The organism is Streptomyces sp. NPDC031445 (assembly GCF_055581365.1).
Genome location: NZ_JBVIJO010000001.1, coordinates 1,100,365 through 1,124,137 on the forward strand (window position 1 = coordinate 1,100,365; position 23,773 = coordinate 1,124,137).

At 74.5% G+C, this 23,773-nt stretch carries 24 protein-coding genes, 1 tRNA gene and 1 riboswitch; of the genes, 12 read left to right on the plus strand and 13 right to left on the minus strand.

All coding sequences use genetic code 11. The features are described from left to right. The first annotated feature begins 137 nt into the window (after positions 1–137). Entirely contained in the window at positions 138–332 is a 195-nt protein-coding gene (locus tag ACZ5DC_RS04635; RefSeq protein WP_366749100.1) for a hypothetical protein, read from the plus strand. A gap of 48 nt (positions 333–380) precedes the next feature. Here the strand turns inward: ACZ5DC_RS04635 and ACZ5DC_RS04640 are convergent, their stop codons facing one another. Genes ACZ5DC_RS04640 through ACZ5DC_RS04650 form a run of 3 tightly spaced genes read right to left on the minus strand, consistent with a single transcriptional unit; the run spans position 381 to position 3,369 of the window. Next, on the minus strand, positions 381–1,385 hold the full coding sequence (locus ACZ5DC_RS04640) for a Gfo/Idh/MocA family protein (RefSeq protein ID WP_468649312.1): 1,005 nt from the start codon (positions 1,383–1,385) through the stop codon (positions 381–383). A gap of 32 nt (positions 1,386–1,417) precedes the next feature. Then, on the minus strand, positions 1,418–2,194 hold the full coding sequence (locus ACZ5DC_RS04645) for an SDR family oxidoreductase (RefSeq protein ID WP_468649314.1): 777 nt from the start codon (positions 2,192–2,194) through the stop codon (positions 1,418–1,420). An 8-nt stretch (positions 2,195–2,202) separates the two neighbouring features. Next, positions 2,203–3,369: a phytanoyl-CoA dioxygenase family protein gene (locus ACZ5DC_RS04650; RefSeq protein WP_468649316.1), complete on the minus strand. Its 1,167-nt coding sequence runs from the start codon at positions 3,367–3,369 to the stop codon at positions 2,203–2,205. Positions 3,370–3,479: 110 nt separating this feature from the next. On the opposite strand from ACZ5DC_RS04650, the gene ACZ5DC_RS04655 reads away from it, so the two are divergent. After that, entirely contained in the window at positions 3,480–4,511 is a 1,032-nt protein-coding gene (locus ACZ5DC_RS04655) for a LacI family DNA-binding transcriptional regulator (protein ID WP_468649318.1), read from the plus strand. Here the strand turns inward: ACZ5DC_RS04655 and ACZ5DC_RS04660 are convergent. Further along, positions 4,492–5,652 (minus strand): Gfo/Idh/MocA family protein, encoded by a 1,161-nt coding sequence (locus ACZ5DC_RS04660; protein WP_468649321.1) that lies wholly within the window; start codon positions 5,650–5,652, stop codon positions 4,492–4,494. The two genes, ACZ5DC_RS04655 and ACZ5DC_RS04660, sit on opposite strands and share 20 nt — an antisense overlap. Positions 5,653–5,779: 127 nt before the next feature. On the opposite strand from ACZ5DC_RS04660, the gene ACZ5DC_RS04665 reads away from it, so the two are divergent. Continuing rightward, positions 5,780–6,787: a LacI family DNA-binding transcriptional regulator gene (locus ACZ5DC_RS04665; RefSeq protein ID WP_468649323.1), complete on the plus strand. Its 1,008-nt coding sequence runs from the start codon at positions 5,780–5,782 to the stop codon at positions 6,785–6,787. Positions 6,788–6,812: 25 nt separating this feature from the next. Here ACZ5DC_RS04665 and ACZ5DC_RS04670 read toward each other — a convergent pair whose 3' ends face one another. Then, positions 6,813–7,157 (minus strand): cupin domain-containing protein, encoded by a 345-nt coding sequence (locus ACZ5DC_RS04670; RefSeq protein WP_030646947.1) that lies wholly within the window; start codon positions 7,155–7,157, stop codon positions 6,813–6,815. Positions 7,158–7,287: 130 nt separating this feature from the next. Here ACZ5DC_RS04670 and ACZ5DC_RS04675 point away from each other — a divergent pair, with 130 nt between their 5' ends. Then, positions 7,288–7,803 carry a hypothetical protein gene (locus ACZ5DC_RS04675; protein ID WP_468649325.1) on the plus strand — a complete coding sequence of 172 codons (516 nt, stop codon included), beginning with the start codon at positions 7,288–7,290 and terminating at the stop codon, positions 7,801–7,803. Between the two features lie 29 nt (positions 7,804–7,832). On the opposite strand, the gene ACZ5DC_RS04680 is transcribed toward ACZ5DC_RS04675, so the two are convergent. Then, complete coding sequence (locus tag ACZ5DC_RS04680; protein ID WP_468649327.1) at positions 7,833–8,411, minus strand: TetR/AcrR family transcriptional regulator; 579 nt, start codon at positions 8,409–8,411, stop codon at positions 7,833–7,835. A gap of 240 nt (positions 8,412–8,651) precedes the next feature. Between ACZ5DC_RS04680 and ACZ5DC_RS04685 the strand changes: the two genes are divergently transcribed. From ACZ5DC_RS04685 to ACZ5DC_RS04710, 6 genes are all read left to right on the plus strand, one after another. After that, a complete protein-coding gene (locus tag ACZ5DC_RS04685; protein WP_468649329.1) occupies positions 8,652–10,082 on the plus strand; it encodes an MFS transporter in 1,431 nt (476 codons plus the stop codon). A 45-nt stretch (positions 10,083–10,127) separates the two neighbouring features. After that, a tRNA-Pro gene (locus ACZ5DC_RS04690) sits at positions 10,128–10,201 on the plus strand. Between the two features lie 333 nt (positions 10,202–10,534). Beyond that, positions 10,535–11,323: a LytR/AlgR family response regulator transcription factor gene (locus ACZ5DC_RS04695; RefSeq protein WP_468649331.1), complete on the plus strand. Its 789-nt coding sequence runs from the start codon at positions 10,535–10,537 to the stop codon at positions 11,321–11,323. 76 nt (positions 11,324–11,399) lie between these two features. After that, positions 11,400–11,804, plus strand: coding sequence for a hypothetical protein (locus ACZ5DC_RS04700; protein WP_468649333.1), 405 nt, complete (start codon positions 11,400–11,402; stop codon positions 11,802–11,804). 49 nt (positions 11,805–11,853) lie between these two features. After that, positions 11,854–13,608, plus strand: coding sequence for a sodium/solute symporter (locus ACZ5DC_RS04705; RefSeq protein ID WP_468649335.1), 1,755 nt, complete (start codon positions 11,854–11,856; stop codon positions 13,606–13,608). A gap of 34 nt (positions 13,609–13,642) precedes the next feature. Then, positions 13,643–14,860: a GAF domain-containing sensor histidine kinase gene (locus ACZ5DC_RS04710; RefSeq protein WP_468649337.1), complete on the plus strand. Its 1,218-nt coding sequence runs from the start codon at positions 13,643–13,645 to the stop codon at positions 14,858–14,860. Positions 14,861–14,878: 18 nt separating this feature from the next. Here ACZ5DC_RS04710 and ACZ5DC_RS04715 read toward each other — a convergent pair whose 3' ends face one another. The 7 genes from ACZ5DC_RS04715 to ACZ5DC_RS04745 all read right to left on the minus strand — a co-directional run bounded on the left by ACZ5DC_RS04715 (position 14,879) and on the right by ACZ5DC_RS04745 (position 22,037). Beyond that, positions 14,879–16,300: an amino acid permease gene (locus tag ACZ5DC_RS04715; RefSeq protein WP_468649339.1), complete on the minus strand. Its 1,422-nt coding sequence runs from the start codon at positions 16,298–16,300 to the stop codon at positions 14,879–14,881. Between the two features lie 177 nt (positions 16,301–16,477). Continuing rightward, positions 16,478–17,173, minus strand: coding sequence for a GntR family transcriptional regulator (locus tag ACZ5DC_RS04720; protein ID WP_468649340.1), 696 nt, complete (start codon positions 17,171–17,173; stop codon positions 16,478–16,480). A 23-nt stretch (positions 17,174–17,196) separates the two neighbouring features. Next, a complete protein-coding gene (locus ACZ5DC_RS04725; RefSeq protein WP_468649342.1) occupies positions 17,197–18,198 on the minus strand; it encodes a proline racemase family protein in 1,002 nt (333 codons plus the stop codon). 13 nt (positions 18,199–18,211) lie between these two features. After that, the gene (locus ACZ5DC_RS04730) at positions 18,212–19,111 is read right to left on the minus strand and encodes a dihydrodipicolinate synthase family protein (RefSeq protein WP_468649344.1); all 900 of its coding nucleotides are present in this window, start codon (positions 19,109–19,111) and stop codon (positions 18,212–18,214) included. 76 nt (positions 19,112–19,187) lie between these two features. Next, positions 19,188–20,585, minus strand: coding sequence for an FAD-dependent oxidoreductase (locus ACZ5DC_RS04735; RefSeq protein ID WP_468649346.1), 1,398 nt, complete (start codon positions 20,583–20,585; stop codon positions 19,188–19,190). After that, positions 20,578–20,880: a (2Fe-2S)-binding protein gene (locus tag ACZ5DC_RS04740; protein WP_468649348.1), complete on the minus strand. Its 303-nt coding sequence runs from the start codon at positions 20,878–20,880 to the stop codon at positions 20,578–20,580. The genes ACZ5DC_RS04735 and ACZ5DC_RS04740 overlap by 8 nt, the downstream gene beginning before the upstream one ends. After that, entirely contained in the window at positions 20,877–22,037 is a 1,161-nt protein-coding gene (locus ACZ5DC_RS04745) for an NAD(P)/FAD-dependent oxidoreductase (protein WP_468649350.1), read from the minus strand. The genes ACZ5DC_RS04740 and ACZ5DC_RS04745 overlap by 4 nt, the downstream gene beginning before the upstream one ends. 140 nt (positions 22,038–22,177) lie before the next feature. On the opposite strand from ACZ5DC_RS04745, the gene ACZ5DC_RS04750 reads away from it, so the two are divergent. Beyond that, complete coding sequence (locus tag ACZ5DC_RS04750) at positions 22,178–22,300, plus strand: putative leader peptide (protein ID WP_263983426.1); 123 nt, start codon at positions 22,178–22,180, stop codon at positions 22,298–22,300. Between the two features lie 82 nt (positions 22,301–22,382). Then, a complete protein-coding gene (locus tag ACZ5DC_RS04755) occupies positions 22,383–23,270 on the plus strand; it encodes a glutathione S-transferase C-terminal domain-containing protein (protein WP_468649352.1) in 888 nt (295 codons plus the stop codon). A 77-nt stretch (positions 23,271–23,347) separates the two neighbouring features. Next, positions 23,348–23,458, plus strand: a riboswitch (SAM riboswitch). The last annotated feature ends 315 nt before the right edge of the window (positions 23,459–23,773 follow it).

Genomic DNA, 23,773 nt, shown 5'->3' on the forward strand with positions numbered 1-23,773 from the left:
CGGGCCGCGGCGCCGACGACCGCGGCCCGGTTCCTGCGCTGTTGCGGGGGATTCGGCCGCCGGGCGGCCGGGAACCAACGGGGACACGCGGACGTCTGACCCACAACGGGGAACGCCCGCGCGGACGGGAGGACGAGATGACACACCGTACGGAAGCCCACACCGCGGCCCCGGACGCGGCCGACGCCGCCGCCCGGCGCCGCGACCGCTTCGGCGCGCTGCCGGAGCGGATACGCCCGCAGGACACGGTGGAGACGAAGCCGGCGACGGCGCCGGACCCGGCGCGGGACACCTACAACCCGGACGAGTGGCTGATCCGGTACTGCGGCTGAGCACACGGCGACGGCGCCGGGCACCTGCCCGGCGCCGTCGCCGTGCGGTCAGGCCGCCCGTACCTCCGCGAGCGTCACCGGCCGGTGCTCGTGCAGGGACAGCGTGCAGGCCTCGGCGATCCAGCCGGCCTCCAGGGCGTCCTCGACGGTGCACGGCGAGGTCCGGGTCCCGGCCACGACCTCGGTGAACGCGGTCAGTTCGGCGCGGTAGGCGTCGGCGAAGCGGTCCATGAAGAAGTCGTGCGGGGTGCCGGCGGGGAAGGTGACCCCGGGCTCGGCCGAGCGCAGCGGCAGCTTGTCGTCCAGGCCGACGGCGAGGGAGTCGGCGAAACCGTGCAGTTCCATGCGCACGTCGTAACCGCGCTTGTTGTGCCGCGAGTTGGACACCACCGCGATCGTGCCGTCGTCCAGGGTCAGGACGGCGCCGGTGGTGTCGGCGTCGCCCGCCGCCTTGATGTAGTCCGCGCCCCGGTTGCCGCCCACCGCGTACACCTCGGTGACCTCGCGGCCGGTCACCCAGCGGATGACGTCGAAGTCGTGCACCGAGCAGTCACGGAAGATCCCGCCGGACGCGGCGACGTAGGCGGCCGGCGGCGGCGCCGGGTCCAGGGTCGTGCAGCGGACCGTGTGCAGCATGCCCAGCTCACCGGCCCGTACGGCGGCCCGCGCGGCGACGAAGCCCGCGTCGAAGCGCCGGTTGTAGCCGATCTGGATCGGCACGCCGCTGCCCCGCACGGCCTTGAGGACCTCGACGCCCTCGACCATCGTCCTGGCGACGGGCTTCTCGCAGAAGACCGGGACGCCGGCCTCGACGCCGGCCAGGATCAGGGCCGGGTGGGCGTCGGTGGCCGCCGCGACGACCAGGCCGTCCACGCCGGCCGCGAGGAGGGCCTCCGGCGAGTCCGCGACCTGTGCCCCGAACCGCTCGGCGGCGGCCTTGGCCGCGTCCGCGAACGGGTCGGCGACGACGAGCGAGTCGACGGCGTCCAGCCCGGAGAGGGTCTCGGCGTGGAAGGCGCCGATGCGGCCGAGGCCGAGGATTCCGATACGCATGCGGTGCTGCTCCTAGGGTTGGTGCCTGAGTTCTAGTCGAGGCCGCCGAGCACGTTCTGGTCCCAGTCGATCACCGAGCCGGTGACCACTCCCGACCGCTCCGACAGCAGGAAGACCACGAAGTCCGCGATGTCGTCCGGCTGGCCGAGCTTGCCCATCGGCAGCCGGGCCGCTGCCTGCTCCCGCCAGTCGTCGCCGGCGCCGTGGAAGGCCCGCTGGGTGGCGTCCTCGCCCTCGGTCGCGGTCCAGCCGATGTTGAGCCCGTTGATCCGGATCCGGTCCCAGCGGTGGGCGTGCGCCGCGTTCCGGGTCAGGCCCGCCAGCCCGGCCTTGGCGGCGACGTACGGTGCGAGGAACGGCTGTCCGCCGTGCGCCGACGACGTGATGACGTTGACGATCGTGCCGGGCGCCTTGCGGGCCGTCATGTCGGCGACCGCCGCCTGCATCGCGAAGAACGGACCCTTGAGGTTGACCGCGATGTGCGCGTCGAACAGTTCCGGCGTGGTGTCCAGCAGCGTGCCCCGCGAGGTCAGCCCGGCCGAGTTGACCAGGCAGTCGATCCGGCCGTACGCGTCCACGACCCGGGCGACCGACGCCTTGGCCTGCCCGGCGTCCGCCAGGTCGGCCCGCACGTACCTGGCCTCGCCGCCGGCCGCCGACAGCTCCGCCACCAGCGCCTCGCCCGGCTCCGGGCGGCGCCCGCTCACCGCGACGACGGCGCCCTCGCGGACGGCGGCCCGCGCGACGGCGGCCCCCACGCCCTGACTGCCGCCGTTGACCAGGACGACCTTGTCGTCGAGAAGTCCCATGCCCTGCCTCAGCTCTCCCGGCGTTCCGCCGCCGTCCGCAGTTCCTCGCGCAGCCGCGCGGGCCGCCATGTCTCCCTCAGCGCCCGCCGCACCAGGTCCGCCTGCGCCGGCGGGGCCAGCCCGTCGACCGGCGGGTCGCTGTCCAGGTTGGTGGGGAAGGGGTAGCCCTCGGCGCTCGCGGCGATCACGTTGTCCAGCCACTCCTCGGACGCGCCCGCCGCCTTGCGCCGCAGCAGCACCGGGAACACCGCGTTGGTCACCGCCTCGCGGTCCACGGTCTCCATCGCGCGGCCGAACGCGGACGAGATCTGCAGCAGGTTGGCCGTGCGCCGGACGTCCGCCGTCCGGTTGGTGCCGGCGGCGTGGAAGAGCGCCGGGTTGAAGAAGACGGCGTCGCCCTTGTCGAGCGGGAGTTGCACGTGGCGGGCCGTGAAGTACTCCTGGAACTCCGGGAGCCGCCAGGCCAGGTAGCCCGGCTCGTAGAGCTGGGAGTACGGCAGGTACAGCGTCGGCCCGGACTCCACCGGCATGGCGCAGTGGGCGACCGCGCCCTGGAGGGTGAGCGCGGGGGAGAGGCGGTGCGCGTGCGCGGGGTAGGCGGCGGCGACCGCGTTGCTCAGGAAGCCCAGGTGGTAGTCCCGGTGCGGGGTCTGTCCGGCGCCGCCCGGATTGACCACGTTGACCTGGGAGGTGACCTGGTAGCCGGGGCCCAGCCAGGCCGTGGCGAGCAGCGCCAGGACGTCGTTGGCGTAGTAGCCGGCGAACGCCTCGGCGTCGTACAGGGCCGTCTTCTCCAGCGCGTTCCACACCCGGTCGTTGGCGCCCGGCGCGGCGAAGTGGTCGCCCGCGGTCGCGCCCGCGGCCCGCTGCTCGGCGATCAGCGCCTCGAACACCGCCGTGACCCGGTCGACGACGCCGGGTTCCGGGAAGGCTCCCCGGACCACGACGATCCCGGGACCCTCGGCGAGCGCCCGCACCAGCTCGGCCCGCAGCGCGCTCCGGTCGCCGGCCGTCCGCAGCCGCTCGCCCTCGTACACGAGGACGTTCTCCACGACGGACGCGGCGTGCGGGTAGCCGGCGGCGTCCGTGCCCCGCTCCACCAGGGCGCGGAACGCGCCGAGATCGCAGTCCTGCTCGGACAGCCAGGCGCGGCCTGGCATGGCGGCGACGGACATCGGTGTCCCTCTTTCGGTCTCGGCAGCGGCGCGGTCCTGTCATTCTTGTCAGTACAAACCCCTCGAACAACCAGCACACGACCATCAAAAACCCCTCAAGGAGACGGTCCATGGGCCACCCGTTCCCGATCCGGGAGATCGCACGTCAGGCGGGCCTCAGCGAGGCCACCGTGGACCGGGTGCTGAACGGCAGGGGAGGGGTGCGGGAGAGCACCGCGCGGGAGGTGCACCGGGCCATCGCCGATCTCGACCGGCAGCGCACCCAGGTCCGGCTGGTCGGCCGTACCTTCATGGTCGACATCGTGGCCCAGGCGCCCGAGCGGTTCACCACCGCCGTGCGCGCCGCCCTGGAGGCCGAACTGCCCGCCCTGCACCCGGCCGTGGTGCGCTCGCGCTTCCACTTCCGTGAAACAGGCCCGGTCCGCGAGCTGGTCGGCACGCTCGACCGGATCGCCCGGCGCGGCTCGCAGGGCGTGATCCTCAAGGCGCCGGACGTCCCCGAGGTCACCGCGGCCGTCGGCCGGCTGACCGCCGCCGGGGTACCGGTCGTCACCCTGGTCACCGACCTGCCGGCGAGCGGACGCGTCGCCTACGTCGGCATCGACAACCGGGCGGCCGGGGCGACCGCCGCCTACCTGACGGGCCAGTGGCTCGGCGACCGCCCCGGCAACGTCCTCACCAGCCTCAGCAGCGGCTTCTTCCGCAACGAGGAGGAGCGCGAGATGGGCTTCCGCGGCGTCATGCGGGCCCGGCACCCCCAGCGGACGCTGGTGGAGATCGCCGAGGGCCAGGGCCTGGACGCCACGCAGTACGACCTGGTCCGCGCCGCCCTGGAACGCGACCCGGGGATCCTGGCGGTGTACTCCATCGGGGGCGGCAACAACGCCACCCTGCGGGCCTTCGCCGACCTCGGCCGCGAGTGCGCCGTGTTCGTCGCGCACGACCTCGACCACGACAACACCCGCCTGCTGCGCGAGCACCGCCTGTCCGCCGTGCTCCACCACGATCTGCGGCACGACCTGCGCGAGGCCTGCCACGAGGTGATGCGCTTCCACGGCGCGCTGCCGCCGGCCGGACCGGTCCTGCCGTCCGCGATCCAGGTGGTCACGCCGTACAACATGCCTACGCCCCCGGCAGCGTGACCCACGCCCCGCTCGCGGCCGACTCCGCCATCGCGTCCAGCACGGTCGCGCTGTGCACCGCGTCCGCGAGCGTGGTGCCGTACGGGGTGCCCTCGGCGACGGAGCGGACGAAGCGGTAGGCCTCGATCACCTTCAGGTCGTCGTAGCCCATCGCGTTGGCCGCGCCCGGCTGGAACGCGGCGAACTCGCCGGCACCCGGGCCGACGTACACCGTGCTCACCGGCTGGTCCTGGTACGTCGTGCCCCGGCTCACCTTCAGCTCGTTCATCCGGCGGAAGTCCCAGAACACCGCGCCCCGGGTGCCGTGCACCTCGAAACCGTAGTTGTTCTGCTCGCCGACCGAGACCCGGCAGGCCTCCAGGACGCCCCGGGCGCCGGAGGCGAAGCGGAGCAGGCAGCTGACGTAGTCCTCGTTCTCGACCGGGCCCGGCGCGCCGCCGGCGGCCAGGGCGTGGCCGGCCGTCGCGCCGCTCGGACGGGCGCGCTGCGGGACGAAGACCGCGGTGTCCGCGGTGAGCGAGGCGATGTCGCCGAGCAGGAAGCGGGCCAGGTCGGCGCCGTGCGAGGCGAGGTCGCCGAGCACCCCGCTGCCGCCGCGCTCGCGCTCGTAGCGCCAGGTCAGGGCGCCGTCCGGATGGGCCGCGTAGTCGCTGAAGAGACGGATGCGGACGTGGGTGACCGTGCCGATGTCACCGGAGGCGATCAGCTCGCGCGCGGCCTCGACGGCGGGCGCGTTGCGGTAGTTGAAGCCGACCGTGCCCTGCACGCCGGCCCGGGCGACGGCATCGGCGACCGCGCGGGCGTCATCGGCGGTCAGACCCACCGGCTTCTCGATCCACAGGTGCTTGCCGGCCTCGGCCATCGCCACGCCGATCTCCCGGTGCAGGAAGTTCGGCGCGGTGACACTCACCGCCCGCACGCGTGGGTCGGCGGCCACCTCGCGCCAGTCCCGGGTCGCCGAGGCGAACCCGAACCGCTCGGCGGCCTCCTCCGCCCGGCCCGGCACCTCCTCGGCGACGGTGACCAGCCGGGGCCGCAGCGGCAGCCGGGGGTAGTGGTGCGGGAGACGGGCGTACGCCTGGGTGTGCACCCGGCCCATCCAGCCGAACCCGATGACGGCGACACCGAGCGCGTCCACCATGACAGCCCCTCTTTCTCCGGCCGGTGGTTGGACCGGTCCAGTTGCGATCCGTGGCCACCTTTGTTCGGACATGACCAGCGTGTCAACCCTTTGACAGCGCGGCACGCCGCGTGGAACGGTCCATCCCATGAGAGCGCCGACGATCCGTGACGTGGCCGAACGGGCGGGCGTGTCGAAGTCGCTCGTCTCCCTGGTGCTGCGCGGTTCCGGTCCGGTGCGCCCCGAGAAGCGGGAGGCGGTCCTGCGGGCCGTGCGCGAGCTGGGCTACCGGCCGAACGCGGCGGCCCGCAGCCTGAGCGAGCGGCGCACCCGCACCATCGGTGTCCTCCTGGACGACCTGCGCAACCCCTGGTTCGTGGAACTGCTCGACGGGCTCAACTCCCCGCTGCACGCGGCCGGTCTGCACATGCTCCTCGCCGACGCGCGCCTCAACCGGCGGATGGGCCACGACCTCGCCGAGCCCTTCCTGGACCTGGGCGTCGACGGACTGGTGGTGGTCGGCACGGTCCCGGACGCGGTCGGCCTCGGCGTGCTCGCGCGGCGGATGCCGGTGGTCGTGGCGGGCGCGCGCGAGGCGCAGCCGCCGGGCGTGGACGTCGTCGCCGGGGACGACGAGCGGGGCGCCCGGCTCGCCACCGAGCACCTGCTCGGGCTCGGCCACCGCCGGATCGCGCACCTCGCGGGCCACGGCGCCGTCGGCGCGCTGCGCCGGCGGGGCTACGAGGCGGCGATGCGGGCGCACGGCGCCGAACCGCTCGTCGAACCCGGCGACCTGACCGAGGAGGGCGGCTACCGCGGGACCGTCCGCCTGCTCACCCGGCGCGAGCGGCCCACCGCGCTCTTCGCCGTCAACGACATGGCCGCGGTGGGCGCGCTGTCGGCGGCGGGCGAGCTGGGGGTGCGGGTGCCCGGCGAGCTGTCGGTGACCGGGTACGACAACACCAGCGTCGCCCGGCTGCGGCACCTCTGGCTGACCACCGTCGACACCGCCCCGCACGAGGTGGGCCGGCGCGCCGCCCGCTGCCTGCTGGACCGCTTCGAACGGCAGGGCGGTGAGGGGCGGGTACGGCTGGCCGCGCCGACGCTCCAGATCCGGGGGACGACGGGGCCGCCCGGGGACGGCCTCACGGGTTGACCGGCCGCACGCCCGGCCGACGGCCTCACAGGTTGATCGCGTAGGCCTTGCGCAGCGTCTCGTGCACGGTCCACGTCGTACGGTCGCCCGCGCGGAGCACCGCCATGTCACCGGGCCCCACCGTCAGCGTCGGCCCGTCCTCGACCTCGATGGTCGCCGAGCCGCTGATCACCACGAACAGCTCGTCCGCCTCCGTGTCCGTGACCACCCCTGGCGTGATCTGCCAGATCCCGCGGAGCTGCCGGCCGTCCGCCGACTCCCACACCACCTTCCCCGTCACCTCCGGGTTCCCGGCCACGATCCGCTCCGGGTCCAGGGGTTCGGGTGCGAGATCGGCGTCGGGGATGTGGAGCGCGAAGCTGTGCGTCATGCAGCCGACCCTGTCCGGTGCGCCGGCCGCGCCGCCATGGACAGTGTGTGGGGCATCGGGCCTGGTCGCAGGACACTTCGTCGGGGAACGCCGGCTGGCGGGGGCGTGGGGCCCGGGTGATCGTGGGGACATGGCTGACTCCACGGCGGCCGGACCGGCGCCGCCCCGGCAGCACGACACACGGGAGATCGTCCTGTTCGGCGGGGTGTACGGCGCCGTCCTCGCCAGCTCGATGGTCGCGGCGCTCACCCAGTACGGGCACACGTCCGCCGACGTCCGCGGCTACGACGCGGCGTGGGTGCTGGTGACCGCGTGCGCCTCCGCCCTCGCCCACGGCTACGCCCACTACATCGCCGAGCGCGCCCCGCACAGCCGGTGGGACGTGCTGCTCGCCATGCGCAACGAGTGGCCGCTGGTCACGGCCGTGCTGCCCACGGTCTTCCTGCTCGCGGGCGCGCGCTGGGGCTGGTGGCCCGCGAAGGGCGTCGAGTACGTGGCGTTCGCCCTCAACATCGTGATCCTCTTCGGCATCGGCCTCGTCACCGCCCGCTGGTCCGCGCGCCGCTGGCCGACCGCCCTGCTGATGGGGCTCGGGGACGCGTGCCTGGGGGTCGTGGTGGTGGTGGCGAACGCGATCATCAAGTAGGGGGCGGGCAGCGCGGACACCGGCGGGGTTCAGCGGGACGCGCGCACCCCGTCCAGGGCGATGGCGAAGACCCGGTCGCGCTGGGCGTCGTCCTCGAACGCCGTCGCGGTGATCCCGGCGACCATCCGCAGCAGATCGCCGAAGTCCATGTCCGCCCGGGCGACGCCGGCCCGCTGCGCGCGCTCCAGCAGGGGGCCGCCGGCCGCGTACATCGAGTCGCGGCAGGACTGGAAGATGCCGGACTCGCCGTCGAGGGCCTCGCGGACGGCGCGCTTGGTGACCATGTACCCGGCGAACCGGTTCAGCCAGGCCGTCAGCGCCTCCCACGGCTCCCGGTCCGCGAGGTCCACGGCCGCCCGGCACAGGGCGTTGACCTCGTCGGCGTAGACGCTCTCGAACAGGTCGCGACGGGTCGGGAAGTTCCGGTACAGCGTGCCGATGCCGACCCCCGCGCGGCGGGCGATGTCCTCCAGGGAGGCGTCGGCGCCGTGCTCCGCGAACGCCTCGCGGGCGGCGTCGAGCAGGGCGTCGTAGTTGCGGGCGGCGTCCTTGCGGTGCGGCCGGCGGGCCGCCACGATCTCGCCGACGGGGAACGGCGTGGCCGTCACTGCTGCCTCCCGGGAGGGAATCGACTGGAACCGGAGGTCTACCTCCGCTACAGTGGAGGCATACCTCCACTTTACCAGTGCGGGGCGGCTCCGCCGTGGCCGGACGCGGCCCGCGGAGCCGGCCCCGGGCATTCCCGTGGCGCGGCCCGTACGACCGCGCCCCCGGTACCAGGCTCACCCGGTGCCGCCCCCCACGTCCCCGTTCTCCCTCCGCATCCCTGATTCCGGAGAGGCTTCCTCATGCCCCGCGCGTCCACTCGCCTCACCTTCGCGGTCCTCGCGACCGGTGCCGGCGTGTTCTCCATGCTCCAGTCGCTGATCGCGCCGGCCCTGCCGACCGTCCAGCACGCCCTGCACACCTCGCAGTCCACCGCGACCTGGGTGATGACGGCCTATCTGCTGTCCGCCTCCGTCTTCACCCCGATCCTCGGCCGGGTCGGCGACCTCGTCGGCAAGAAGCGGACCCTCGTCGCCGTCCTGCTGGCCGTCCTCGCGGGCTGCCTCGTCGCCGCACTGGCCCCGACCATCGGCGTGCTCGTCATCGCCCGGGTCGTCCAGGGCGTCGGCGGCGCCCTGTTCCCGCTCTCCTTCGGCATCATCCGCGACGAGTTCGCCCCCCATGAGGTCAGCGGCAGCATCAGCAACCTCTCCGCCGTGATCGCCGCCGGCGGCGGGGTCGGCATCGTTGCCGCCGGCCCGATCGTGTCCGCGCTCGACTACCGCTGGCTGTTCTGGATCCCGGTGGCGATCGTCGCCGCGACGGTCCTGATCGCGCTGCGCTACGTCCCCGAGTCGCCCAAGCGGGCGGTGGGGAAGGTCAGCTGGAGCGGGGCCGTGCTGCTCGCCGGCTGGCTGGTGGCCCTGCTGCTGCCGCTGAGCCAGGCCGGCCAGTGGGGCTGGGGCTCGGCGAAGGTGCTCGGCCTGTTCGCCGCCGCCGTCGTGCTGTTCGGGGTGTGGCTGGCGGCCGAGGCCCGCTCGCGGTCCCCGCTCATCGATCTGCGGGTGCTGCGGCTTCCCGCGGTGTGGACGACCAACACGGCCGCGCTGCTGTTCGGCGCCGGCATGTACTCGATCTGGTCCTTCCTGCCGGGCTTCGTCCAGACGCCGTCCACGGCCGGTTACGGCTTCGGCGCCAGCGTCACCGCGTCCGGCCTGCTGATGCTGCCGATGCTGGTCGCGATGTTCCTCTCCGGCGTCCTGTCCGGCCGCCTGGAGCCCCGCGTCGGCGCGAAGGCCCTGCTCACCACGGGTGCCGCGCTCGGCGCGCTGGCCTGCGGCTTCCTCACCCTGTGGCATGACGAGCAGTGGCAGGTGGCGGTCGTCTCGGGCCTGTTCGGCCTCGGCATCGGACTCGCCTTCGCCTCGATGGCCAACCTGATCGTGGGCAGCGTGCCGGTGGAGCAGACCGGCGCCGCGACCGGCATGAACGCCAACATCCGCACCATCGGCGGCTCGATCGGCGCCGCGCTTACCAGCGTCCTGGTCACCGGGCGGCTCCAGCCCTCGGGCCTGCCGTACGCCTCCGGCTACACCCACGGCTGGGCCCTGCTCGCCGTCCTCTGCCTGGCCGCGACCGGCGCCGCCCTCCTCGTCCCGGCCCACCGCACCCGCCGCCCGGCCGCCCTGGACGCCGTACCGGGGCCGACACGGGCACCCGCTCAGGTGCGGTAGGGTTGACCTGCGTGATCACGCGGAACGCTCCGCGTGAGACCGCGGCGGGACGTGGCGCAGCTTGGTAGCGCACTTGACTGGGGGTCAAGGGGTCGCAGGTTCAAATCCTGTCGTCCCGACTCGTGAGAGTCGCAGGCCAGGGCCGGTTCCGGAGCCATCCGGAACCGGCCCTGTCGTGTGCCCGGAGGGTGGGCTCGGTGAAACCCGATCGCCGGGCCGTCTCCTGGATGGTCAGACCCGCCGCGCGGTCTGTGCTTCCGGCCATGCGGTCAAGCCTCCGGCACCTCAAGCGCTTGAGGTCAAACCGGAACGCGGCGATGCGACGCGCATCACCCAGCAGGGGGTGGCACACCGGAAGGCGCGTCCCGTTGAACCCGCCGGCCCCACACCTCGTGCTCCCCACGGGGACGCCGCGCCCGCGGTGCCCGTCCGTCCGCCGGGGAGGGGTCGCCGTGCTTCGGGTGCTGGCCGTCGATGACGAGGAACCGGCGCTCGCCGAACTGCTGTTCCTGCTCCGGGCCGATCCCCGGGTGCGGTCGGCGGAAGGGGTCCTCGAAGCGGCCGAGGCGCTGCGGCGGCTTGGCCTGCGGGGGCCGGACGGTGCGGCGGACGTCGACGCGGTGTTCCTGGACGTCCGCATGGCGGGTCTCGGTGGCCCGGACCTCGCCCGGCTGCTCGCCGGCCGCGCCGAGCCGCCCCGCGTCGTCTTCGTCACCGCGCACGCGGAGCGCGAGGAGTACGCCCTGCGGGCGCCCGGGCTCCGGGTCGTCGACTGGCTGCTCAAGCCGGTGCGGCGCGAGCGTCTGGCCGAGGCGGTCCGGCGGGTCGCCGAGCTGGTCGCGGCCGACCGCGCCCCCCACCCGGGGCGCCGCGGGGTCCGGTCGCCCGCCGACGGTGTCGCGGTGGAGGGCGAGGGCGGCACACGGTTCCTGCCCGTCGCCGACATCACCCGTGCCGAGGCCCTTGGCGACCACGTACGGCTGTACACCCGCCAGGACAGCCACCTGGTGCGCATCCCGTTGTCCACGCTGGAGGAGTGCTGGCGGGCGAAGGGCTTCGTGCGGATCCACCGGCTCCATCTCGTCTCCCTCGCCCGCATCGACGCGCTACGGGCCGACGGGGGCAGGCTGACGGTCAGGATCGGCGCGTCGGTGCTGGTCGTGAGCCGCCGGTCCGCCCGTGAACTGCGGGACCGGCTGGTCGAGAAGGCCACGACGGACCCGCCCGGCAACGGTCGCTGACCGGAAGCTGTCGCTTTGGTTCCCTGGTGCGTACACTCCACTGCGAAGTGTGATCATCGCGGTCGGAGGACGCGGCATGGGTGCACCTGGGACTCCTCGACGTGAAGTGGTCACGGGGACTCCGCGTGCCGCCCGCGCGGACCACGCAGGCCGGGCTAGCCGCGCCGGCCACGCCCGCCCCGGTGCCGTCCGGGGCGGGGAGGAGCGTCCGGCCGTCGAATCCCTTGCCCTGCGTTCCCTGATGCGACGTCAGCTCAGGCTCGCGCTCCTCGCGTTCGGGCTTCTCGTCGTCCTGCTCGGGCCGCTGCCCCTCGTCTTCACGGCCCTGCCGGACACGGGAGCCTGGCCGGGCGGCGCCCTGATCGTCTGGGCCGTACTCGGCGTCGCCGTCTACCCGGCACTCGTCGTCCTCGGCCGCTGGTACGTCGTACGCGCCGAACGCAACGAACGGGACACCGCGGACCTCGCCGAAAGGGCCTGACGGTGACCGGCGCCCGACGACACCGGCCCGGCCGCGCGGGGGCCGCCGGGTGAACCAGACGTACGGCATCGTGGCCGTGTCCGCGGCGGTCGTCGCGACCCTGGTGATCGGCTCGGCGGGGCTGCGCATCTCCCGCACCACCTCCGACTTCTACGTCGCCTCCCGCACCGTCCCGCCGTACCTCAACGCCATGGCCATCAGCGGCGAGTACCTGTCGGCGGCCTCCTTCCTCGGCATCGCCGGACTCGTCGCAGCCGAGGGTGTCGACATGCTCTGGTTCCCCGTCGGCTACGCCGCCGGCTACCTCGTGCTGCTCGTGTTCGTCGCCGCCCCGCTGCGCCGCTCCGGGGCGTACACCCTGCCCGACTTCGCCGACGCGCGGCTGGAGTCGCGGGCCGCCCGGCGCGTCGCCAGCGTGCTCGTCGTCGGCGTCGGCTGGCTCTACCTGCTGCCCCAGCTCCAGGGCGCGGGCCTCACCCTGGGCCTGGTCACCGGCGCACCGCGCTGGCTCGGCGGGGTGCTCGTCGCCGTCGTCGTCACCCTGGCCGTGGCCGCCGGCGGCATGCGCAGCATCACCTTCGTCCAGGCCTTCCAGTACTGCCTGAAACTGACCGCGCTCCTCGTGCCCGCGGTCTTCCTGGTGCTCGCCTGGCACGGCGACCCGCGTCCCGCCGACGCCCTGGACGAGCCGCCTACCTTCCGCCGGCACACCCAGGTCACCGTCGAGACCACCGTCCGCATCAGGATCGGGACGCCGCTGCGGGCCGTGGTGACCGGCGCCGTGGACGGACAGGGCTACGACGACGGCCGTCTGCTGCTGGACCCCGGGGTGCACGAGGTCCGCGCCGGGACGACCCTGTGGTTCCCGCCGGACTCCCCGGTGCCCGAGCGCGAGTCCGACGACGGACGGCGCACCGGAGCCTCCAGCTGGGCGGCGCCCCTGTCGGGCGGCAAGGACGATCACCCCCTGTACACGACGTACGGGCTGATCTTCGCCACCTTCCTCGGCACCATGGGGCTGCCGCACGTCCTCGTCCGCTTCTACACCAACCCCGACGGCCGCGCCGCCCGGCGCACCACCGTGATCGTGCTCGCCCTGGTCGGCGGCTTCTACCTGCTACCGCCCCTCTACGGCCTGCTCGGCCGGATCTACGCCCCCGACCTGCTGCTCACCGGCACCACGGACGCCGCGGTGCTCGTCCTGCCGGAACGGCTCGTCGGCGGCGCCGGCGGCGACCTGCTCGGCGCGCTGATCGCCGCCGGTGCCTGCGCGGCCTTCCTGTCCACCGCCTCCGGGCTCACCCTGTCCGTCGCGGGCGTGCTCAGCCAGGACGTGCTGCCCTCGCTCGGCGTGCGCCACTTCCGGCTGGCGACGCTCCTGGCGGTCGCCGTGCCCGTCACGGTGAGCGTGGCCGCCGGCAACCTCCCCGTCGCCAACGCGGTCGGCCTCGCCTTCGCGGTGGCCGCCTCCTCCTTCTGCCCGCTGCTGGTCCTCGGCATCTGGTGGCGGGGCCTCACCGCACCCGGCGCCATCGCGGGACTGCTCACCGGCGGCGGCAGCGCCCTCGTCGCGGTCGCCCTGACCATCGCCGGGCCCCTGACCGACGGCTGGGCGCACACCCTGCTCGCGTGGCCGGCCGTGTGGTCCGTACCGCTCGGCTTCCTGACCATGATCCTGGTCTCCCTGGCCACCCGGCACCGGATCCCGGCCGGCACCGAGGCCGCCATGGCCCGCCTCCACCTGCCCGAACGCCCCGCCGGTCAGGGCACGCCCCCCACCCGCCGAGGAGTGACCACCCCATGACGACCCACCGGCCCGCGGCCGAGGGAGCCCGCGCGTGAACGGGTTCGCCCTCCTCGCCGCCGGGGCCCCGCTGCTGTTCGCCGGGGGCCTCGCCGCCGGACGCCTGCTGGCCCGCCGCGCCACCGAGGGCGGTACGGACCCCGGCACCCCCGTGGAACGCGCCACCTTCCACACCCTGCACACCGCGTCGCTGGCCGCGCCCCCGCTGCGCGCCGGACTCACCGAGGACGCGGCCCGCAAGGCGGTACGGCGGCTCCGGCCGCTGTTCGGCACGGCCGCGCTGGCTCTCACCGACCGGGACCGGCCGCTGGCCTGGGACGGACCGGGCCGGCACCACGAGGGCACCGTCTCGGACCGGGTCGGTCAGGTGCTGGAGACCGGCCGCGCCCAGACCTTCGCCGTCGGCTGCCCCGACCCGGAGTGTCCCGTGCGCTGGGGCGCCGCCGTGCCGCTCACCGTCGACCGGCGGGTGCTCGGCGCCCTCGTCGTGCTCGGCGCCCGGGAGTCGGCGTCCCTCCTGCGGGCCGCCGGGGAGGTGGCGCGCTGGGTGTCCGTACAGCTCGAACTCGCCGAGCTCGACCGGGCCCGCACGGGGCTGATCGAGGCGGAGATCCGGGCGCTGCGCGCGCAGATCTCGCCGCACTTCATCTACAACTCCCTCGCGGCGATCGCCTCGTTCGTCCGCACCGACCCCGAGCGGGCACGCGAGCTCCTCCTGGAGTTCGCCGACTTCACCCGCTACTCCTTCCGCCGGCACGGCGAGTTCACCACCCTGGCCGAGGAGCTGCGCTCCGTCGAGCAGTTCCTGGAACTGGTCCGCGCCCGGTTCGGGCAGCGGCTGCGCGTGACCCTCCAGATCGCCCCCGAGGTGCTGCCCGTGACGGTGCCCTTCCTGTGCCTCCAGCCGCTGGTGGAGAACGCCGTCAAGCACGGGCTGGAGGAGAGCGTCGAGCGCAGCCGGATCAGCATCACCGCGCTGGACGAGGGGGCGCTGGCCCGGATCGTCATCGAGGACAACGGGGTCGGCATGGAACCGGACCGGCTCCGCCGGATCCTGCGCGGCGAGGGCAGCCCGTCGACCGGCATCGGGCTGCGCAACGTTGACGAACGGCTGCGGCAGGTCTACGGCGACGACCACGGGCTGGTCATCGAGACCGGCGTAGGAGCCGGCATGAAGATCACCGTCCGCGTTCCCAAGTACCGGCCGGGAGTGCACAGCACGCCCCCGCGCACGGCGTCCGGCAGCGTCTGAGGGAGGCCGGCCGGGACGTCAGCGCCCGGTTGCCGAGGGCTGTGCCCGCTTGCGCTGCCGCCGCGCCGCCATCACCGCGTAGACGATGATCCCGACGAACAGGAACAGCACGCCCTGGTACACCGCCGCGTAGCCGGCGCCCGCCATCAGCCACACCGAGAAGACGGCGGCCACCGCGGTGACCACGCAGTCCCGCACCAGCCGGGACCGGTCGACCGCCCCGGGACGGCCGGACACGAGGTGGAAGATCTGCGCGGCGGCGGCCAGCAGGTACGGGACCGTCGCGGTGAACGTGGTGACCAGGACCAGGACCTCGAAGACCCTGCCCGAGCCCGAGAAGTAGTTGTAGACGGTGAGCAGCGAGGCGAGGACGACCGTCACGCCCACCCCGACCGTGGGCACGCCCCGCCGCCGGCGCGTGAAGGCGCTCGGGAACAGCCCGTCGCGGGCCGCCGCGTACGGCGTCTGGGCGCTCAGCAGGGTCCAGCCGTTGAGGCAGCCGGTCATCGACACGAGGGCGGCGAGCGCCACGGCCGTACCGCCCCAGCCGCCGCCGAACATCGTGTTCACGGCGTCCGAGAACGGCGCGGTGGAGGTCACCAGGCGGTCGTGGTCGACCGTGCCGAACACCGACAGGGTGCCCAGCAGGTACACCAGCGCGGCGCCCGCGGTGCCGATCACGGTGGCGCGCCCCACGTTGCGCCGGGCGTTTCGGACCTCGCCCGCGCTGACGGCGGCGGACTCCACCCCGAGGTAGGAGAAGAGCAGCAGGGCGGCGGAGGCCGACACCGCGCCGATCGCGCCCTGGCCGCTGGAGTTGAACGGGCCGAGCCGGTCGGGGTCGAAGAAGAACAGGCCGCCGACCGCGACGAGCAGCAGCGGCACGAACTTCAGCACCGTGGACACCAGCTGCACGGCACCCACGTACCGGGTGCCCGCGAAGTTGGCGAGGGCGGGCAGCCACTGGAGGACCAGTGCGGCCAGGCAGGCGGTCCAGCGGTGCTGGTTCACCGGGACCAGCACGTCGAGGTAGCCGACGGCGGCCACGGCGAGCGCGGCGTTCGACACCCAGGTGGTGATCCAGTACGACCAGGCGGCGAGGAACCCGGCGAAGTCGCCGAACGCCTCGCGGGCGTACACATAGGGGCCGCCGGTGCGCGGGTCGCGCGCGGCGAGCCGGCCGAAGACCAGGGCCAGCGCGATGGCGCCGACGGTCAGCACGCCGAAGGCGACCAGGCTGACCGTGCCGTAGGGGGCGATGGACGCGGGGAGCAGGAAGATGCCGCCGCCGATGATGTTGCCCATGACCAGCGCGGTGGCGACGGGCAGCCCGAACCGGCGGGCATGCCTGCCGGTGTCGCCGTGCGGGTCCTCGACGGGAGCCGTGGGGATCTCCGCGGGGGCCGGAGCCGACTGCGGGACGGTTCCGGTGTCGTGCATGGGTGGTGCGCCTCTCATGGAACTGGTGTTCCCGGGGTCACCGGGACGCGTCCCATGGTCGGGGATGTACCGATGTGGTTCAAAATCACCGCTTTTTGTTCCGTGCGGGCGGCTGGATCGTGCAAAAAGCGTCGCGGTGCGGATGTCCGGCCGCGAGATGTCCGGCGCCGGAGGTGGTCAGTCCGTCGCCGCCCACAGGCTGCGCACATGCCCCAGGTGCCGGGTCATGACCGTGCGCACGGCCTTCTCGTCGCGCTCCAGCAGGGCGTCCAGCAGCTCCAGGTGCTCCTCGGCGGAGGCGAGCAGCCGGCCCGCCTCGACCAGTGCGGTCAGCCCGTACAGACGGGAGCGTTTACGCAGGTCGGCGACGACCTCGACCAGGTGGGCGTTGCCCGCGAGGGCGAGCAGCCCGAGGTGGAAGCGGGTGTCGGCCTCGACGTAGGCGATCAGGTCGCCCGCCGCGGCGGCGGTGCCGATCTCCCGGGCCGCCGGGCGCAGCGCCTCCAGGGAGACGCGGTCGGCCGTGCGGGCGAGGTCCACCACGGTCGGGATCTCGATGAGCGCGCGGATGTGCGTGTACTCGTCCAGCTGCCGGTCGGAGACGGCGGTGACCCGGAAGCCCTTGTTGGGCACGGTGTCAACCAGCCCCTCCTTGGCCAGGTCGAGCATCGCCTCCCGCACCGGCGTGGCCGAGACCCCGAACCGGGCGGCCAGCGACGGCGCCGAGTACACCTCGCCCGGCCGCAGCTCACCCGCGACCAGCGCGGCGCGCAGGGCGTCCGCGACCCGCTCGCGGTAGCTGCTCCGCCGGCCGCCGAGCCGGGGGAGCGCGGGCATGTCGGCGCCCTGGGTGTTCTGTGCCATGTCACGCATCACCGGGGTGAGTGTAGAGGACGCTAGAGGACGAACCCTCGCGGGAACGGGTCGTCCGGGTACAGCAGGTACTGCGCGGTCCCCGTGATCCACGCGCGGCCGGTGAAGCCGGGCAGCACGGCCGGCACCCCGCCGACCTCCGCCGTCCCCAGCAGCCGGCCGGTGAAGCGGGTGCCGATGAACGACTCGTTCACGAACTCGGTGTGCAGCGGGAGCTCGCCGCGCGCGTGCAGTTGCGCCATGCGCGCGCTGGTCCCCGTGCCGCACGGGGAGCGGTCGAACCAGCCGGGGTGGATGACCATGGCGTGCCGGGAGTGCCGGGCCGTGGCGCCCGGCGCCCAGAGGTGGACGTGGTGGCAGCCCCGGATCGAGGGGTCCTCCGGATGCACCGGCTCCGCCTGCGCGTTGATCGCGTCCATCAGGGACAGGCCGGCCGCGAGGATGTCGTCCTTGCGGGCGCGGTCGAAGGGCAGCCCGAAGGCGTCGAGCGGCAGGATCGCGTAGAAGTTGCCGCCGTAGGCCAGGTCGTAGCCGACGGTACGGCCGTCCGGGAGGGTGATCTCGCGGTCCAGGGCGACGGCGAACGACGGCACGTTCCTGAGCGTCACGTTCCGCGCGGCGCCGTCCTCCACCGCGACCTCGGCGATCACGACCCCCGCCGGGGTGTCGAGCCGGATCGTGGTCACCGGTTCCGTGACCTCCACCATGCCGGTCTCCACCAGCACCGTCGCCACGCCGATCGTGCCGTGCCCGCACATCGGCAGATAGCCGGAGACCTCGATGTAGACCACGCCCCAGTCGCAGTCCGGACGGGCCGGCGGCTGGAGGATCGCGCCGCTCATCGCGGCGTGCCCGCGCGGCTCGTTCATCAGCAGCTGTCTGACGTCGTCGCGGTGTTCGCGGAACCACAGCCGCCGTTCGTTCATGGTCGCCCCGGGGATGGTGCCGATCCCGCCGGTGATCACGCGGGTCGGCATGCCCTCGGTGTGCGAGTCGACGGCGTGCAGGACGAGCTTGCTGCGCATGGTCGGGCTCCTCTCACGCCAGGCCGGCGGCGACGGCCTTCTCGGTGGCCGCGCGGACCGCGGCCTCCTGCTCGGGCAGCAGCGGCACGCGCGGCGGGCGCACCGGGCCGCCGTAGCGCCCGACGACGTCCATGGACAGTTTGATCGCCTGGACGAACTCCGTCCTCGAGTCCCAGCGCAGCAGCGGGTGCAGCTGCCGGTACAGGGGGAGCGCGGTGGTGAGGTCACCGGCCAGCGCGGCCCGGTACAGCTGCGCCGAGGCGCGCGGCAGCGCGTTCGGGTAGCCGGCCACCCAGCCCTTGGCGCCGGCCACCGCCAGCTCCAGCAGCACGTCGTCGGCGCCGATCAACAGGTCCAGTTCCGGTGCCAGTTCGGCGATGCGGTAGGCGCGGCGCACGTCACCGGAGAACTCCTTGACGGCGTGGACGAGCCCCTCCCCGTGCAGCCGGGCGAGGAGCCTGGGCACCAGGTCGACCTTGGTGTCGACCGGGTTGTTGTACGCCACCACCGGCAGGCCCGCCTTCGCGACCTCCGCGTAGTGCGCGAGGACCGAACGCTCGTCGGCGCGGTAGGCGTTGGGCGGCAGCAGCATCACCGACGCGCAGCCGGCCTCGGCCGCGCGCTCGGCCCAGCGGCGGGCCTCGGCCGAACCGTACGCGGCGACGCCTGGCATCACCCGCTCCCCGCCGATCGCGGCCACGGCGGTCTCCACCACCCGGGCGCGCTCCTCGGGGGTGAGCACCTGGTACTCCCCGAGCGAGCCGTTCGGCACGACGCCGTCGCAGCCGTTGGCGACCAGCCAGGCGCAGTGCTCGGCGTAGCGGTCGTGGTCGACCGAGAGGTCGGCGCGCAGGGGGAGGGCGGTGGCGACGAGGATGCCGCGCCAGGGGCGGTGGTGCGCGGGGTGGGTCATGCTGATCCCTCATTCAGTAGGGTGTGACATATTACTGAGTGGTCGGAGGGTCGGTTCGTGGTGCCGGGAGGTCGTCTCACTCCGGCTCCGGCAGGGTGGCCAGGACGCCGAGCGGTACCGGGCGGGCGAACGGCCGGCGTCCGGCGGTGAGCGGGCAGCCGGTCAGCCCGGCCACCGCGGGCGCGCACATCCGCCCCTGGCACCAGCCCATTCCGGCCCGGGTGAGCAGCTTGACCGTGCGCAGGTCCCCGGCGCCGAGGGAGCCGGCGGCCCCGCGCACCTGCCCGGCGGTGACCTCCTCGCAGCGGCACACCACGGTGTCGTCCGGGATTCGGTCCGCCCAGCCCGCCGGCGGGGTGTACACCGTGTCCAGGGCCGTGGCGAACGCGCGCAGCCGGGTGCGGGCCCGGGCCGCGGCGGCCCAGCCGCCCGGCTCGGGGGCGGTGCCGCGCAGCCGGGCGGCGGCCGAGCGCCCGGCGATGTGCCCCTCGGCGAGCGCGAGGGCCGCGCCGCCGATCCCGGTGGCCTCCCCGGCGGCCCAGACGCCGGGCACGTCGGTGCGCTGCTCGGCGTCGACCCGTACGGCGGTGCCGGACAGGGTGCAGCCGAGGGTCTCGGCGAGGTCGGTGTGCGGCAGCATGCCGTGGCCCACGGCCAGGGTGTCGCAGGGGACGCGCCGGGCGCTGCCGGGCCGCGGGCGTCCGTCCCGGCCGAGCGCGGCCACCGTCACCGCCTCCAGCCGGTCGGTGCCGTGCGCAGCCACGACGGTGTGCCGGGTCAGCACGCGCACGCCGTGCCGCAGCAGCCGGGCCGCGTAGCCGGCGCCCTCGGCGAGTGTGCCCGGCTGTGCGGCCAGGGCGGGTGCCCGGTGGAGCAGCGCCCCGGGCCCTGCGGACTCCACCAGCGCGGCGACGCGTGCGCCGGCCGCGGCGAGCCCGGCGGCCACCGGCAGCAGCAGCGGCCCGGTCCCGGCCGCCACCACCGTGCGGCCGGGCAGCACGAGGCCGCCCTTGAGCATGGCTTGCGCGCCGCCCGCCGTGACGACCCCGGGCAGTGTCCAGCCGGGGAAGGGCAGCACCCGCTCGTACCCGCCGGTGGCCAGCAGCACCGCGTCGGCGTGCACGGTGACACCGTCCTCCTGCGCGGGCCCGAGCAGGGCGTGCACGGCGAAGGCACCCGAGGCGGAGTCCCGCGCCACAGACCACACATGATGGTCCGGCAGATGAGTGATCCGGCCGGCCGCGCGGTGCCGGTCCAGGCCGTCGCGCAGCCGTACCCAGGTGCGCCACTGGTGGTGCAGGGCCTGCGGCCGGCGGGCGCCGAGGGCGGCGGCGGGCTGCCGGTAGAACTGCCCGCCGGCCTGGTCGGCGGCGTCGACCAGCGTCACCCGGACGCCCCGTGCGGCCGCCGCCAGCGCCGCGGCGAGCCCGGCGGGGCCCGCGCCGACGACGGCGAGGCGCGGTCGTTCAGTCATCGTCCCGGCCCGTCCCCTCCTGAGTGCGGATGTCGTCTCCCGGGCGCACCGGAACCAGGCAGGCCCGCTGGTCGGGGCGGCCGTTGACGGTGACCAGGCAGTCGAAGCACACCCCGATCCCGCAGAACACCCCGCGGGGCCGCCCGGCGTCCCGTGTGCTGCGCCAGGCCGTCACGCCCGCCGCCCACAGCGCCGCCGCGACCGTCTGGCCCGGCAGCGCATCGAGGGGCCGGCCGTCGAAGGTCACGGTGCACGGCGGCCCCGGCCGGGCCCGCGTCAGCTCCCAGGGATTCACCGGGCATCGCCTCCCTCGGTGTCGAACCGCTCCGGCCGGAACGGCGTGAGGTCCAGTTCCGGCGCCTTCCCGGTGAGCGCCTGCGCGATCAACAGCCCGGTGCCGGGGGCGAGTCCGATGCCGGCGCCCTCGTGCCCGCAGGCGTGGAACAGGCCGGGCACCCGCGGATCGGGCCCGATCGCCGGCAGGTGGTCCGGCAGGTACGGCCGGAAGCCCGCGTACGCCCGCAGCGCGCGGACCCGTTCGAGGAACGGGAACAGCCCGATCGCCCCGGCGGCGAGCGCCCGCGTCGCGGTCAGCGACAACGACCGGTCGAAGCCGACCCGTTCCCGGGTGGCGCCGATCAGGACGGGGCCGGCGGCCGTGCCCTCCACGACCGGCGAGCTGCGCAGCCCGGCCGAGTCGCTGGCCACGTCGGCCACGTAGTCGGCGGCGTACACCTTGTGCCGGACCCTGCGCGGCAGCGGCTCGGTGACCAGCACGAAACCGCGCCGGGGGAGCACCGGCAGCCGGACGCCGGCGAGCGAGGCGAGGTCGCCGCCCCAGGTGCCGGCAGCGTTCACCACCGCCGGTGCGTGGATGTCGCCCCGGTCGGTGCGGACGCCGTGGACCGCTCCCCGGGCGGTGCGCAGCACCCCGGTCACCGTGCGGCCGGTGTGCAGGGCGGCGCCGGAGGCGCGGACCAGATGGGCGGCGGCGAGCGCGGGCATCACCTGGGCGTCCTGCGGGTAGTGCACCGCCCCCGCCATGCCGGGCGCCAAATGCGGTTCCAGGTCGGCCAGTCGTCCGGCGTCGACCGGTACGGCGGTGACGCCGGCGGTCCGCTGGTCCGCGGCGAAGTCCCGCAGCGCGGCCAGGGCGCCGGGATGTGAGGCGACCACGAGACCGCCCTTGGGCTCGTACTCGATCGCGGCGCCCAGCTCCCCCGCCAGCCCGGCCCACAACCGGGCCGACAGCAACGCGAGTTCGAGCTCCGGGCCCGGCTCCTTGTCGGAGACGAGCAGGTTGCCCTCGCCGGCTCCGGTGGTGCCGCCGGCCACCGGGCCCCGGTCCACCAGCCGTACGTCGAGTCCGGCGCGCGCGGCGTACAGGGCACAGGCCGCGCCCGTCATTCCGGCCCCGACGACCACGACATCGCAGGTCAGTCGCTTCGCCACGCCAGTACTATGTCACATGTTTCTCTCGCTGAGGAGTACCCGGCGCCGACTGCGATCCTCAGGCGTGGACGCCCCCTTGACGCCGTACGGAGCCCGATCGACACTCCAGGTAGGGAATCCTAGTGAACAGGTAGGAAATCATGGCGCGCGGCGAAACGGGCACGGGCCGGACCGGCCGCACGCCGTTGCGCGCACCCCTGCTCACCTCCCGCCGCCACATCGACCTGCAGCGCGTCTGCAGCGCGATCCGCCGTCACCGCTGAGCCGGGCCGCCCCTCCGCCCCCGCCGACCGCTCATGCCCGCGCCGGCGCGCCCCTCCGCACACCCACCACCCGGGGAGACGCATGTCCATCACTCCGCTCGCCGCCGTCCCGTCCACCCGTGGTACCGCGCCCCTCTTCCGGGGCCGGATCGGCCGGGACGCGCGCAGCGGCCACTACGCCGTGCCGCACCGCTACCGGCTCCACCTGTCGACCGCCTGCCCCGACGGGCTGCGCCTCGCCGTCGGCCACAGCCTGCTCGGCCTGGACGCCCGCTGTCCCGTCACCCTCCTGCCCGCCGTCCCGGACTGTCCCGGCGGCGGCCACGCGGCGCTCCGCCCGCTCTACGAGGCGAGCGCCCACCACTACACCGGCCCGGCGCTCGCGCCCGTGCTCAGCGACGACTGGTCCGGACGCATCGTCAGCACCCACACCCCCGACATCCTGCGCGACCTGGACCGGTTCCGGCCGAACGGCGACGGCCGGCTGTACCCCCGGGGCCTGGAGTCCGTGATCGAGGCCGTCGAACGGATGTGCGCCGAGGGCATCGAGGAGGCCGCGCAGCGCGCCGGACGCGCCGGGGCAGGCCCCGCCGAGCGGGCCGCCGCCCTCGACGTGCTGCTGGACACCCTGGGCCGCCTGGAGCGGCGGCTGAGCGGCGAGGAGTACCTGGCCGACGACCGGATCACCGCCGCCGACATCGAGCTGTGGGTCACCCTCGTGCAACTCGACACCGTCCACCGCTGCCACCTCGACGCCTCCGCCGTGCAGCGCATCGCCGACCACCGGGCCCTGTGGGCCTACGCCCGCCGTCTGGCCGCCCGCCCCGCCTTCGGCCGTCACCTCGACCTGGACGGCATCGCCCGCCGCCACCACGGCCGCTGCCAGGGCCTGGAGGCCGCCGGAGCCGCTGTCCAGATCCTGGACTGGGCAGGCCACGCCGCGGACACCCCGGACTCTTCCCGCAGGTGAGAGCGGGCCGCCGATGTCCAGTTGGCGGACGTCCGTTGACATTCGAACGGGCAACTGCCTTACTTACCGCTCAGAACGGTCATGAGCGTCAGCGCCAAGCCCTGGCTCGCTGACCGGCAACCCTCGCACCGCGGTGGGGTGCCCCAGGTGACGACCGGACCGGATGACGTTTTCGGTAAGCGCGAGGCCCCACGGGGCCGGAACAGTGACAGGTGACGCCATGTACGCAGCTCCCAGGACGGCGGCGAGCCGCCCCCAGGGCTGCGTACCGTCGTACGCCGGTCTCCTCGTCGCCGACCGCGCCGTCGATCTGCTCCGCGTGAACAGCGCACTGTGTACCGCGCCGGGCTCTGCCCGCTGTCAGGGCTGACGTCTGCCTCCCAGCCCCCGCGTTCCCACCGCACACCGTCCGTCCGGTGTGCCGTTGTCCGCCCAGCCCCCGGTTCCGCGCCCGTCCGTGCGCCGCCTCGCGCCGCAGTGCCGTCGTGGCCCACCGCCGCTCC